This is a genomic window from Ruegeria sp. BE10 (assembly GCF_056538905.1).
On sequence record NZ_JBQFTX010000004.1, the window covers coordinates 246,973 to 260,212 of the forward strand.

Consider the following 13,240-nt stretch of genomic DNA (forward strand, 5'->3'; position numbering starts at 1 on the left):
CTCATGCAAGAACTGAAGACGGATATCCTGGTGATCGGGGCCGGGTCGGGTGGCTTGTCCGTTGCTGCCGGGGCTAGTCAGATGGGAGCCGACGTCATCCTGCTGGAAGGTCACAAGATGGGTGGTGACTGCCTGAATTTTGGCTGTGTACCTTCCAAGGCGCTGATCGCCAGCGGCAAGACAGCTTATGGGCAGGCCCATGCCGCAGCCATGGGTGTGGCAGACGTGATGCCGCAAGTGGATTATGCGGCTGCCAAGGATCACGTCCGTGACGTGATATCCCAGATCGAACCGATGGACAGCCAGGAACGCTTTGAAGGCTTCGGAGTCAAAGTGATACGCGAATTCGGCAGCTTTGTTTCCCCCACGCAGGTGCAGGCGGGCGATCACTTGATCACTGCGCGACGGGTGGTGATTGCCACCGGCTCGTCGCCTTTGGTGCCGCCGATCCCGGGTTTGGATCAGGTGCCATATTACACCAACGAAACCATATTCGAGCTGCGTGAAAAACCCGAGCATCTGCTGATCATTGGTGGTGGCCCTATCGGGCTTGAGATGGCACAGGCCCATATCCGTCTTGGTTGCGAGGTGACCGTGATCGAAGGCATGCAGGCGCTGGGCAAGGATGACCCTGACGCGGCGGCTGTTGTGTTGGACACTTTGCGCGCCGAAGGTATAGCCCTACATGAACAGGCGATGGTTGCCCAAATCAGGGACAATAACGGGCTGGTCGATGTCGTGACCGAGAATGGCGATATCTACACCGGCTCGCATCTGCTGATCGCCGCCGGGCGCAAGGCCAATACCGACCGCCTTAATCTGGAAGCCGCCGGGATCGAACCAACCCGTACCGGGATTAAGGTGGACGCCTCGCTGCGCACCACGAACCGCAAGGTCTATGCCATCGGCGACGTGGCGGGCGGGCTGCAATTCACCCATGTGGCCGGGTATCATGCCGGGATCATCATCCGCTCGGCCTTGTTTGGCCTGCCATCCAGGGCAAAAACGACACATATCCCCTGGGCCACCTATACGGACCCGGAGCTGGCGCAGGTCGGCCTGACCGAGGCGCAAGCCCGCGACCAGCATGGCGACAGGGTCGAGACCGCGCGCTTTGACTATCACCATAACGACCGCGCCATAACCGAACGCAAGACGAAAGGCTTCATTAAGGTCATGGTCGTAAAAGGCCGTCCCGTGGGCGCCACAATCGTGGGTCATCAGGCGGGCGAATTGATCAACTTGTGGTCGCTGGCGCTGGCCAATAATCTGAAGATGGGGCAGATCGCTGCAATGATTTCGCCCTATCCGACGATCGGAGAGCTTAACAAACGCGTGGCAGGTGCCTATTTCACGCCAAGGCTGTTTGAGAATCAGATGGTTAAACGAGTGGCCGGGTTCGTCCAACGCTGGATACCCTGACCGGAAAAGGAGCGTATAGTGAACTCGCTGTCGGGCCGATTTCTGATCCTGACGACGGTCTTCGTCATGCTGGCCGAGGTGTTGATCTTTGTCCCTTCGATTGCGCGGTTTCGCGAAGATTTCCTGCTGAACCGTCTAGAGCGTGCGCAGATTGCCTCGCTGGCCTTGCTGGCCGATGATATGCTGGCCGAAGACCTTGAGGCCGAATTGTTGGTCAACGCGGGCGTGTATAATGTGGTGCTGCGGCGCGATGAAATTCGACAGCTGATGCTGTCCTCGCCTATTCCCGAACAGATCGCCAATACCTATGATCTGCGCGATGCCGGTCCGTGGATTTTAATCCGGGACGCCATGTCGCGCCTGTTCACACCTGAAAACGAAGTCATTCGCGTGATTGGTGAGCCGGTTAAAGATGCAGGTCTTCTGATCGAGGTCACGACAGACAGCAAGCCGCTGCGGATGGCGATGACCGATTATGGCCTGCGTATTCTGGGCCTGTCCTTTGTCATTTCAATTATCACCGCGTTTTTCCTGTTCCTTGCCGTGCGCGTTGTTCTGGTGAAGCCGATCAAGGGCGTCGTGGGGTACATGCAGCGCTATGCAAGCGCCCCCGAAGATGCCCGCGGGATCATCTCGCCCAATTCCAAAGTGACCGAGTTGCGCGAAGCTGAAGAGGCGCTGCAGCAGTTACAGACCGAACTGACGCAAGCTTTGAAACAGCGCGAACGACTGGCGCAGCTGGGTGGTGCTGTGGCCAAGGTCAGTCATGACCTGCGCAACATCCTGACGTCGGCGCAGCTGTTCACTGATCGGATCGAGGCCAGCGATGATCCGCTGGTGCGGCGCATGGCGCCGAAGCTGGTCAACTCGATCACGCGGGCTGTATCCCTGTGTGAAAACACGCTGGCGTTTGGTCGGGCGGAAGAGCCGGCACCGTCCTTGACAATGGTGCCCTTGCGCGACGTGGCCGAGGATGTTGTGGCAAGTGAAAAGCTCGCCATTGCTGATGCCTGTGTCGAGATTGTGAACGAGGTTCCGAAAGACCTCGTGGCGCGCGCAGATCCCGAACAGATTTTCCGCGTGATGATGAACCTGGTGCGCAACGCGCGTCAGGCGCTGGTGGCGTCCGGAAAACCGGGCCGAATAACGATTGCCGGCTGCGTACACGACAATGACTGGTGCGTAGAGATCAGGGATAACGGCCCTGGTTTGCCGCCGCGAGCGCGCGAAAACCTGTTCACTCCGTTTCAAGGCGGGGTGCGCAAAGGAGGCTCGGGCCTTGGGCTTGCCATCTCGCAAGAATTGGTGCGTGGACATGGTGGCGACTTGGTTCTGACCCAGACCGGACCGGAGGGAACCACCTTTGAAATCAGGCTGCCGCAGGGCGACGTGACTTTTTAAAAGTTTTTTGAAGAATCGGCTTGCACGTCCTCTGACGTGGGTCTACATACCGCCTCACCAACGCGGACCGATAGCTCAGCTGGATAGAGTACTTGACTACGAATCAAGGGGTCGGGGGTTCGAATCCTCCTCGGTCCGCCACTTCCCCCCTATGTGGCGACAAATAGTTTTGCCTTTTGCGACAGAACTTTTCCTTTGCGCCGCATAGCTTTGCCTTCTGCCAAATGGTTATGTTGAGCATGTTTCCCCATAAAAACTGGTTTTGAGCGAAGCCCTTCAGGGCGCTCGTCTCCAAAACCTGCTCCCGGCGAGGGTTGGGGGTAGCAAGTGCAAAACAATTCGACAGGGTGGTGCGGCCCACAGGCGTTCGCCGAGGACACGGCCCTGTCTAATTGTATTGCGGGCGCGGGGGGACGACGTCCCCTAGCTCTGCTGTTCTGCAGGTCGGGCGGGAAGTTGCCATTCGCTGCAGAAGATAAAACAAGCGGTCGACTTATCGAAAGCGGACATTGAGGTGGTCGTCTCGCGACAAGGTTTTGAAACCTGAGCCTCAAGCACTTTATCTGTGTCCTTGCAGGTAGGAACGTTCGTGCAATCACCCTGATCGAACGGTATTCTCATCGAGTTCTATCCTAAGTCCCGGCGATATCCATTCGCACCGCCAACGAAATACGGTCTGGAAGATCATCAATGCCACTTCGCACCATGAGCCTGCGAACATTGTTGTGATAGATGCCTCCCGCGGGAGCCAAGTATTGAAAGTGGCCTGCCAAGCCCGCACTTGCATGGTCACCAAACTGGCGCTCCGCATCGCCGGTGGCGCGATCAAACTCATGGATGAGCATGTCCTCTGGAAGCGGCGCATCTGTCGCTGACAGGTAGTCATTTAGCCTCTCGATCCATTTACGATGCTCTTGCAACGTGCCATCGCGCAGCATTGCATCGGCACCCAATAGTTCCTCGCAAATTGGCAGCGGAGTTACAGAGACGTGCCCCATCAACTTGGGTGCGCGTGATCGTTGGATGCCCGCATCACGGTGACTTGAAAGCTGAAGCTCTCTCCACCGATGATGGCTATCGGTCACAATAAATGCTCCCGTTGCCTGAGCTATCATCAGCATCATCTCGAAGTTCGGTGCCATCTGAAAAGGCGTGAGTTGCCCCCCGCCTTCGCCGCCTTTGAAAACATCGTCCCTCAGCAGCACGAGCGGGTTTTCTTCGCGCATTTGTTCCAGATGTCTCAGATAATACTGCACATATTCTTCCGGCGCGTTCGGGTCGGCCCGCCGCGCTATGCTTTCCTGCGAAGCTTTAGGGAGCATGCACAGCGTCTGCCGAAAATCCTGCTCATGGAGGGTCTTCATCATCTCCGCGTCGCGCTCGAAAGTTCGCATACCTTCCGAGCGTTGCTGCGCAAGCTCCATGACTTCGCGCTGCAGAATGGGATCGACCGATGACGGGTCAGGAAATAGATTGACGCGCCCGCTCTCGATCAGTGGAAAGAGCTGAAAAAAGAAGAGCAAATTCTTCAGAGTTTGAAGAAGATAAGAATGCGGGTTCTCGACAGGCGAGAATTCAGGGTTGACCTGATTTGGATTGATGAATGGATTCTGCACCATAACATCGCCGAAATACAGGCAGGCATTCGAGACTATGAACGGCGTCGTGCGTGGATCGAGAATGCCCGCGTAGAGTGCCCGCGTGTTCCCATCCGGTTTCGGCAATAGCTCGAAGAGATCAGTATCCAACGGCCATGTGTAGCCGTAGAGTTCATGAATTCTCTTTACTTTGTCCTCGTCAAGCTCGCGGCGGACATCGTCCCAGTCCTTGCCTGCGTCCAGTCCCAGGATCGCGTTGATCGCTCGGAAAAATCCAAGATTACGCTCGCGAATACTCAGAACCTTCCAACTTGTCCGCTTGGATTTCGGCTTATCCTTGCAGCATTTCTTGTACTTCTTGCTCGATCCGCACCCGCACGGATCGTTCACTCCCAGATCGGACTCCTTGACGTCCTTTTTCAGAAAATCTGCGGATTTGGTCTTGCGGCCATACGCATCCTGATAGTCAACGCTTCCGTCCTTGTAGCGAACGTATGTTTCCCCTCCGAAGCTCCAAAGCTCGTCCTTGGGCGGCAGTAGCACCCGACGGATATCCTGCCACGCTCCTTCCACCGCCTTTTCCGGCCAGAGCCAATCCCGATTGCCTGACGCGATAAACCTTTTCGCGCGGGACTTCAGGACATGGTTGATCGCTATGACTTCCGCATCGCCAAGTTCGCGTGTTTTGATGAATTTGTCCGTGCGGACTAAGGACTGGCGTACCTGACGCGCATGGGTGCGCTTTTCCAGCGGATCGGCCAAATCCGGTTCTTGCGCGTATTCTAGGTTTGTCAGGATCAAACACTGATCTTGATCCAGTGGGAAGATTGTCTGGCTGGCTTTCAGCGTAATCGACGGATCATTAGGATATGCGCAACGCGAGTGATCCGTTGGACAGGCATAGTTGTAGATCGTGACCGGATGATCGGTCAGGATGAATTTGACTCCTGCCTGTCGCGCGGAGACGATTTCGCGCACACCCTCGCTCCAAAGTGTGCAGTTGATCGCACGGACGCCCTGCATCTCAATCATTAGGGCATTCTGATCTAAGGACGGATACCTTGAGTTTATCCACTCTAGGCCCTTGGGAGTGCGGAACTTTTGAGCATCAAGGTATATGAATAGGTTCTGGAAGTTTTCGTGCCATGCCGAGATGTCGTCTCCAAGAAACGCTCGAACAGCATTTGATCCCCTGGTATCGATATCACCAAAGAGCTTCCGCTCAATCTCATCATTCACCTGTGCGCCAAAAAACGTGCTGTAGAGATCGGTTTGGTAAAAGCACTGGGAAGGGTAGCTTTCGAAGAGGTTGCGATGATGCTTGATGCGCCCGTCGGGGAGATGGATTTCATCGGGCGACATGTTCAAATAGTGCAGCTTTGCCTTACCGCTCGAAACAAAGCCTTTTTGGTGCCAGATCGGCACGTAGTGATTGTCTCTTGTGATATCCTTTCCACTCATAGAAAAATCAATTCTCCCGCCGACGGCGCAATCTGCATGGGACAAGCTGAATATCTACTGAATGGAAAGCAAGGAATTCGTAGCATGATAGTCACGGTTGCCTTTGACGTGAAGAACCATGTCGAAGTCATGGAAGGTTGGCCACTCAAGCAGGAGAATATGACCTTTTCCTTGGAGCGGGAAGGTAACGTTCTTAAGAGAGTGTGCCTCTCTTTTTCTGGTGTGAGTATCGAGCACGCGCCAATTTTTGTGCAGCCTGCTGAAACAAGTGGGAGAACGGAGCTGAAATTTGCCGATGGCGGCTTTGCGAACCTAGCTAGAAAGAGGATCATGAACTGGCAAGCCGTTGTCAGTGGCATTCAAATCATCAATTTGGACTACGATAGCCCCGAGATACGGTACCATGCGGAGAGTATCGAAGAGGAACCTCGCATTGGCTTGAAGTCTTTCAAATCTAGTTTTGACCACGCACTAAACTCCTCCTGCGATTTCGATCAGATCGGTAGAGCGTTCTGCGCTAATCTGATCCCAGACGACCGAATTGAATCGACATCTCACTATCGTGAAGGTCGGCTCGCCTTTGAAGCCGGGAGGTATGTGGATGCCTACAACAATATGTTCTTGTTTTTGGAGACACGATACTGCGATGGAAAAACTAAGACAGCGCAGCAGGTTGGATTGCTGTCGAATGAACAAGTTTTGCGCTCCAGCATCGAGGAAGCTACAAAAGAGCTTACCGTGACAAACCAAACCGAAAGAAATGAGAAGTTTGATCTGTTCGAAGCTGATGCAAGTCCTCAAGATAAGATAAAATCTCTCGTCCTGCTACGAGGAAAACTTAGGCACCACTCTCTCAAGAGCCCTCATCGCTGGGACCCGAACCAACAAGACGAGTACAAGGGCGAAGCACGGTTCTTGATGGCCGTTGTACACGACATCGTCATTAAGGAATCACTTGCAGATATTTACGCACCAGAACCACTTGAGGAATTCAGGGAGCAATCGGTTAGTAGCGGGAATGAAATCAAAATAAGGCTCACAACTCATAGAGTGAAAAAAGATCGGGCGCTGGTGTTGGACATGAGCTACCCAACTACGGTTGTTTCTAGCCTGCTGTGTTTGAACACTGTCCGACATGCGATTCAGGCCTGTGACAGGAACGGGCAACTTTCTGACACAGCTGGGTTTGAAGCCGTCCACGTAAAACGCGATCTAGAGATTTTTTCGATAGATTTTGATGTTTGGGCGTACACGGCAACAAGAGAAATAGAAACACTAAAGCCGATCGAATTCATCCGCTGCAGTTTTGAGCAATTTCGCACTGATCTGATTACTAGAAACGAATTTTCTATTCCTTATCATGGAAGCAAGCTCTCCATTTTGGATGTCTGGAAGTTGTTAAGTCGCAGCTTTGATCATATCGAGCAAAGAGACCCTACTGCGCGAATAGTGAATTTGAAGCTTTTCGTAAACGATGGCACTAAGTCGCTTGTAGCTTATCGCGTAGGAGCGCTGGTGAGATATTAACGGCCGCACGAGAATGCGGCTTATCTACGCGCTCTACTTCTTGCGACATTTTTTCCGTAAAGGCGAACGGCAGCAATGGGTCGTCGATAGGCGAGAACGGAATTCCTGACAGGCAAGGGCGTTCCAATCCTAGAATTCCACCTACGACTAGCCTAACAGTTCGTCATGCTATTCAAAGACTTTGACCAAACCGACTGGACGAAAAGACTATCAAGTGCTCTTTCCAAGCTCGAACGAGCACAGAGGCCGTTTTTGGATTGGTACTTCAGTGCAACTGGTTACACACGGATTGTTCGGAACGGTCGCGATGAGACGCCGTATCCCAGTGAAGCCATCCAGAAGCTATACGATGATGCCTTATTCGAGGCTCGGTACAAAAACACTGAGAACTTCAAGACGCTGAAGGCAGCAATAGACCCGGTTCGTGGGGTCCTTAGATATCATCCCACACTTTCGCGCACTTTGGGCAATAACCTCGGTAGAGACGAGTTTCAGGTTGGGATCTTGAACCACACCTCTATGACGACTCTGAGCCAGTTGATAGTTGGTCTAATGGCAGCGCAAGATGAACGCTCAAATGATCCCTTTCTCAGACCTGCAAGCGATTTGAACACTATTCTGAAACTTGCAATCCAGAATAGCGACGGTGAAAGCTATCCCTGTTTGGGTAAAGCGATAGACGTCGCTTTGTATCATGGCGTTTATTTAGAAAACACAGTTGAACTTGGGGAAGGATACTCACTTGTCCCTTTCGAACAGTTGCAGGAACATATTGAACCCGAATGGCTGACGGAAGTTGCCGCGAAGCAAGTCAATTGGCGACGACTGGAGGCCGTATTTGGGATTGCTCGCCAGTTCTCTTGGAAACCCAGATTTGGAGACTTGCACAATCCCCCTCGCTTTCAAACACGAAACCTTCCTCCTCTCTTTCATCGTTGGGCGACGGAGTTTGCCAATCTACTTTCAATTACCCTGAGCCAACGTGTCTCGTGGTTAGCCACATTCGAAGGATGTATTCCGCGTCGTGCAAGTGGTTTACTCGGTTCGAACCACGATTCAGCTCAAACGCATAGTGGCCGTTCAATAAGCCACCTTTTCTCTGCGTTTGATGAGATTGAGGCCGTCGATATTGGGCAGATCCTGTCAGTCAAAGACCTATTCGCACGGAGGAGGGAAACCGAGTATCCAGAAATGGCGGCCATAATCCAAAGGCTTGCTGAATCCCATCGGCGCGACGGACGGTTCTCCACTGAGGACAAAATACTGGACTTGGCGATTGTGTTTGAGCGCTTGTTCAAACCTCGCGGACGCTCGCTAAGTCGAGATCTTGAGAAAGCAGCAGCCGACCTCTTGGCAACAAATGATGTGGAGAAGGCATCCATTAGAGAGAAGATGAGGCACTTCTACAAGGTCCGATCGGCTATCGTTCATGGCCCAAGTGATAACAAACGCAGACGCCTAATTAGTCAGGCCGGAAAGGCGTGGGAGGACGGGGAACCGATAGCCCGCGCTGCACTTTTGAAACACATCCATTGAGCAAATTCCACGAATGGGCGGCTAACAGCTTCGTCGGCACCATAGCAGCACAAGTAGCTAACGTCAGCTTTGCTCGAGCTGCACTGCAGCTAAGGTTAATCTGGCCTGAGCCCGCAATGGGCCGGTCATCATCGTCAACGTCGCAATGTTGATACCCAGCTAAATCCTCAGCTGCGTCTGAGCTCGGCCAAGAAATCCATCTCCAACAACCAAAAAGTACCTACTGGCTAGCTTCACCAAGAGCTTCTCTGACGAGAGCATCCGTTTGGCAGTGCTCCAATGCACTCGGAGTGTGCGTGCAACGGAATTGACCGTTTTGTATTCCATCGCGGCTTTGGCAAGCTGGTATTGAGAAAACAGACGGCGTGGTCTTCCTAGTCTCACCGGCCACCCCCTTCGCTTGATCAATTTTGTCAGCGTTGATCGCTTCATTCCATTGTCGACCGCAATTTCCTTGTAGGATTTGCCGGATTGGCGCTTTCCATAGAGATCGCGAAGGTAGTCAACACCTGCGAGTCGAAGCGCTTTTCTGGCGAGTAGGGGCGTGATGCCGAGAAGCAGTGCCATCGATCGCAAGGTGTCCGACTGCTCATAGATTTTCTTGATTTCAGACGGCAGATAACAGCGCCATTCGCCTTTAGAGACAGCGATTGCGACCATCCTCCGCTCATCTTCAATCATGACTGAAACATCGCTGGGCAATCAATGGCTCCCAAGTTGCCTGGCAAAGCTACCGCACGAGTCAGCGACATCAAACTTGGCGGATTTTGTCAATTTCTTACATCAAAACTATAACATCACGAAATCAAGGGTGCATAATGTAAGCATCAGTAAATAAATGGAAAAAGTTGATTTTTGACCAGAATTGAGGGAAGAATGAACAACCTCAAAAGATGTTAGGACTTAGCTTATGCATCAGCCCACTCCCACCGACCTTAGAAAGCATGAGCGGATCAAGTTTGAGCTGCGTTTGGCGGGGACGTCTTTAGCGGAGATCAGCCGCGAGCTTGGGATTTCGCAGGCTTCGGTTTCTACGGTGTCGATGGGTAAGCGCCGCTCGCTCAGAATCCAAGAAGCCATAGCACTCCGTCTCGGCCGGGAACCAGCACAGCTCTGGCCTAAGCGCTATCGGAAGAAGGAGGGCCGCAAATGATCTAGCAAACTCATGATCTGGAAAAGGTTAGGCCCCGAGAGCTGGAACTCATCGAGGCCTGTAATTTAGATAGTCGAAGTCTATCCGACACACCCCTTCTTCCTCCGATACCCGTGCAAAGTCAACTGTTTCGTCACTCATTTGAGCGGCGACAACCATTCGCTTTGCCTAAATTCACGAAGAACAGAGGGTGGAGTCTTGTCGCCATCAATCGGTTGTCAGGCTCCGAAGATCAAACATGAAAGATGATACTTTCAACGGAGGCAGTGATCTGCAGCCTCTCCCAAGCCGCGCGACCCGGAAAATATCGAAGCGATCAAAACACAGTTCTCGCGGCGGCATTGTCGCCCAACTGCCGACCTGGGAGAGGCCCAGGATCGTCTATTTCGAAAGCAAGTTGGAACAGCGTGTACTTTTCTTGTTGCTTGCTCGCCCTGATCTGGTGGATTTGCGCGAACAACCTCCGATGATCAGGTATCGAGATGAGCAGGGCCAGCTAAAGCATCACTTCTTCGATTTCCTGATCGAGCTTCGGTCCGGTCGCCGTGTCGCTATTGCCGTCAAACCAGCAAAAATTGCTCGGCGATCGCGGTTTGTCAGGAACCTAAGGTGCATTCGCCAGGAAATGCGGAAGGACTATGCCCATGACATCGTTCTGATCACCGACCAGGATTTTACGAAAGCCGAAGCGCTCAATGCCGAGCGCTATCACGAATTCCGCAGAAACAGGGATTTGGAAGCGGACAAGGCACTGTCGCATGTCCTTGCATCGACGAGCTTTCCAACCACGGTCGGGAAACTGGCACAACGTGTCGGCCGCAACGGCAAGGGCTATAGAGCCGTTGTCATCGCAATCTTTGAAGGGCTGCTCATTGCCGACAAAGCGACACTGATCGACGCGGATACCCCTGTTTTTCGGGGGGATGCGCAATGACCTTGCCATTGCGCTTGTCGAGCTTTGACCGGCTCACTGTCGATTGGCGGACATACCGTTTCAGTACCCAAACGGATGAAGGGTATTCGTTTGAAAGCACGTCTTCTTCGAAGGCCACCGTCTTCTACGGCTTCGAGGAAATGCGGGATTTACTCAAGCGTCCAGATGTGTTGTTGGAACGTGGCTATTTCCTGGTTGAGCGCGCGACGCTGCGTGAGACGGCAAAGGTCGACGCTGTTGGGGTGTTGTCTGGCACGGAGAAATCCGAGGTCGTTTGGCGCAACGCGTATGTCGGAATCTATTATCAGTTTGAGAAGCGGGGCGAAGTTAAGCGAACGGAGCTGTCGGTCAAGCTGTGCCTTCCACGCATTGAGGCCTTGGTCAACAAACAGGCGGGCGCCGTACAAGGCGGCTGGGTCAAGAAGCGCGCCGGAACGAAGAAAGAATACCGCGACCCGCCTTGCGCGCGTACGCTTCTGGAGTGGGTGAGGCGTTTTGAGGCCGCGGCTGCTTCTCCTGTCGGCCTCATTCCGCGCACGCATCGGTCAGGCAATCGAAAAGCCCGGTTCAGCCTGGAAGAATTGCGTCTTCTGGGCCTGTGCATCGAGGGATACCTGACCCGTGACCAGCTCTCAAAACGCCAAGTCGCCGAGAACTGCAAAACCCTGTTCGATGAAGAGAATAAGAAGCGTGCCAAGGACGGAATACCGCTGCTCAGGGTGCCATCAAAACGCAAGGTTGAGCGTGAAATCTCAAAGCTTGATCCCTATGCGACCCATGCGCAGCGGCATGGGGTGGAAGCGGCGAACCGTAAATTCATGCTCTACGAAGTGGGTATCGACGCCAGCTATCCAATGGAACGAATTGAGATTGATGAATGGTGTGTTGATCTCATTACCATCCTGGCAAAGCGCGGAGCACTCGATGGGCTGACGCGTGAACAGCTTGCGGCACTGCCGCGGGGCAGGCGGTGGCTCTATCTCGCCATCGATTGTGCAACCCGATGTGTTGTTGGCATGCGGTTGGCGGTCACACCAAACGCGGAAGATGCAATGGCGTTGCTCTCGGACGTCACACGCGACAAGACCGATCTCGCGATTGCGGCCGGATGCAAATCGGACTGGGCGCATTACGGTGGCTTGAAAACGGTGGCAACCGATCTGGGAGCTGCCTTCGTCGATGACAATTTCCGGACAGCTATATTCGATGTCCATGGCTCGCCTGAAACACCCAGAGGTGGGCTGCCTCAGCTTCGAGCGCGGGTAGAACGGATATTCGGCACGTTCGGAACCAACTTGCTGCCAGGGTTGGCCGGGCGGACATTTTCCAACCCGAAGGCGAGGGGCGACTACCCGTCTGAGGACATGGCCTCCATTACAGATGATGCGCTGATCCAAATGCTCATCCTGTATGTCGTCGATGTTTATCACAACCGACCCCATCGGGGCCTTCAAGGTGAAACACCCAACAATTGCTGGAAGCGGCTCGCCGAAGAAAAAGGTGTTGTGCCCGACGTTCCAGAACGTGTGCGGCGGCGTGCTTTTGGGAGATTGCTCCGCAGAGGCGTTACCGGTCGAGGCGTGCGTGTGTTCGGCATCGACTATACCTGTGCCGCTCTGCGCCAGTTCCATCTCCACAGCCACGAGGAAGAGGTGGACCTTCGGATTGACCTCGAAGATCTGGGATGGATCGTGGTGCGGGTCGGTGAAGAATGGTTCCCGGCACAGGCGCTGCAGAAGTGCTTTGAGGGCAAAACTTTTGACGTCTGGGAAGCGGCGGCGCTGCAACTGCGCCACCAGCGTCGCGCAGAAGCCCTGATCCATGAAGAGACAGTCGCGCGTGCCCTGCGCAAGATCGAGGAGATCAACGCTGCCGAGCAGAGAAAGTTTGGCGCAGTGCTGCGGACAGTTACACCTGCTGGCCTAAGGCGCGGCAAGGAGGATCTCTTTCTTGGCTTGTCAATCCAGCCGGACGATCCGGAAGGATTTGATCTGCCCCCTGAGGACGACCTGTTTGGTCATCAAGTGCCGCATGCGCAGACGGTCGCGGGAAGGGAGGAAGCCGTTCCTGAAGGTGACGAGGGGCTCGACCAGGGAGACGACCCTGAGCCTTCTGCCTGGAGGTTTGATTTTGACTGACGCGTCGGAGGTACATCTAAGGCTCGCAAAACTGCGAGCCGCATTCATCAAGAACGACGCATTTGACCAT

At 53.8% G+C, this 13,240-nt stretch carries 9 protein-coding genes and 1 tRNA gene; 8 read left to right on the forward strand and 2 right to left on the reverse strand.

The features are described 5' to 3' along the window. Positions 1-3: 3 nt before the first annotated feature. The 3 genes from ACR0M2_RS11660 to ACR0M2_RS11670 all read left to right on the forward strand — a co-directional run bounded on the left by ACR0M2_RS11660 (position 4) and on the right by ACR0M2_RS11670 (position 2,964). Positions 4-1,422, forward strand: a complete 1,419-nt coding sequence (locus ACR0M2_RS11660; RefSeq protein ID WP_480705164.1) for a dihydrolipoyl dehydrogenase family protein — start codon at positions 4-6, stop codon at positions 1,420-1,422. A 15-nt stretch (positions 1,423-1,437) separates the two neighbouring features. Then, positions 1,438-2,823 carry a sensor histidine kinase gene (locus tag ACR0M2_RS11665; RefSeq protein WP_480705314.1) on the forward strand — a complete coding sequence of 462 codons (1,386 nt, stop codon included), beginning with the start codon at positions 1,438-1,440 and terminating at the stop codon, positions 2,821-2,823. Positions 2,824-2,887: 64 nt separating this feature from the next. Then, a tRNA-Arg gene (locus ACR0M2_RS11670) sits at positions 2,888-2,964 on the forward strand. Between the two features lie 491 nt (positions 2,965-3,455). Here the strand turns inward: ACR0M2_RS11670 and ACR0M2_RS11675 are convergent. Beyond that, positions 3,456-5,882, reverse strand: a complete 2,427-nt coding sequence (locus tag ACR0M2_RS11675) for a hypothetical protein (RefSeq protein ID WP_480705166.1) — start codon at positions 5,880-5,882, stop codon at positions 3,456-3,458. 36 nt (positions 5,883-5,918) lie between these two features. Here ACR0M2_RS11675 and ACR0M2_RS11680 point away from each other — a divergent pair, with 36 nt between their 5' ends. Together ACR0M2_RS11680 and ACR0M2_RS11685 are read left to right on the forward strand one after the other, a co-directional pair. Then, entirely contained in the window at positions 5,919-7,409 is a 1,491-nt protein-coding gene (locus ACR0M2_RS11680) for a hypothetical protein (RefSeq protein ID WP_480705168.1), read from the forward strand. A 165-nt stretch (positions 7,410-7,574) separates the two neighbouring features. Next, the gene (locus ACR0M2_RS11685) at positions 7,575-8,945 is read left to right on the forward strand and encodes a hypothetical protein (RefSeq protein WP_480705170.1); all 1,371 of its coding nucleotides are present in this window, start codon (positions 7,575-7,577) and stop codon (positions 8,943-8,945) included. A gap of 159 nt (positions 8,946-9,104) precedes the next feature. Here ACR0M2_RS11685 and ACR0M2_RS11690 read toward each other — a convergent pair whose 3' ends face one another. Continuing rightward, positions 9,105-9,647 (reverse strand): hypothetical protein, encoded by a 543-nt coding sequence (locus ACR0M2_RS11690; protein ID WP_480705172.1) that lies wholly within the window; start codon positions 9,645-9,647, stop codon positions 9,105-9,107. A gap of 208 nt (positions 9,648-9,855) precedes the next feature. Between ACR0M2_RS11690 and ACR0M2_RS11695 the strand changes: the two genes are divergently transcribed. The 3 genes from ACR0M2_RS11695 (at position 9,856) to ACR0M2_RS11705 (ending at position 13,170) form a co-directional block, all read left to right on the forward strand. Continuing rightward, positions 9,856-10,098: a helix-turn-helix domain-containing protein gene (locus ACR0M2_RS11695; RefSeq protein WP_480705173.1), complete on the forward strand. Its 243-nt coding sequence runs from the start codon at positions 9,856-9,858 to the stop codon at positions 10,096-10,098. A gap of 238 nt (positions 10,099-10,336) precedes the next feature. Continuing rightward, a complete protein-coding gene (locus ACR0M2_RS11700; RefSeq protein WP_480705174.1) occupies positions 10,337-11,032 on the forward strand; it encodes a TnsA endonuclease N-terminal domain-containing protein in 696 nt (231 codons plus the stop codon). Next, a complete protein-coding gene (locus ACR0M2_RS11705) occupies positions 11,029-13,170 on the forward strand; it encodes a Mu transposase C-terminal domain-containing protein (RefSeq protein WP_480705176.1) in 2,142 nt (713 codons plus the stop codon). The genes ACR0M2_RS11700 and ACR0M2_RS11705 overlap by 4 nt, the downstream gene beginning before the upstream one ends. Positions 13,171-13,240 lie beyond the last annotated feature (70 nt).

What these genes read in the sequence shown, in the direction of transcription:
- ACR0M2_RS11660 (WP_480705164.1), top strand. Translation starts at nt 4, where the DNA reads ATGCAAGAACTGAAGACGGATATCCTGGTGATCGGGGCCGGGTCGGGT.
- ACR0M2_RS11675 (WP_480705166.1), bottom strand. Translation starts at nt 5,882, where the DNA reads ATGAGTGGAAAGGATATCACAAGAGACAATCACTACGTGCCGATCTGG.
- ACR0M2_RS11680 (WP_480705168.1), top strand. Translation starts at nt 5,919, where the DNA reads ATGGGACAAGCTGAATATCTACTGAATGGAAAGCAAGGAATTCGTAGC.
- ACR0M2_RS11685 (WP_480705170.1), top strand. Translation starts at nt 7,575, where the DNA reads ATGCTATTCAAAGACTTTGACCAAACCGACTGGACGAAAAGACTATCA.
- ACR0M2_RS11695 (WP_480705173.1), top strand. Translation starts at nt 9,856, where the DNA reads ATGCATCAGCCCACTCCCACCGACCTTAGAAAGCATGAGCGGATCAAG.
- ACR0M2_RS11700 (WP_480705174.1), top strand. Translation starts at nt 10,337, where the DNA reads ATGAAAGATGATACTTTCAACGGAGGCAGTGATCTGCAGCCTCTCCCA.
- ACR0M2_RS11705 (WP_480705176.1), top strand. Translation starts at nt 11,029, where the DNA reads ATGACCTTGCCATTGCGCTTGTCGAGCTTTGACCGGCTCACTGTCGAT.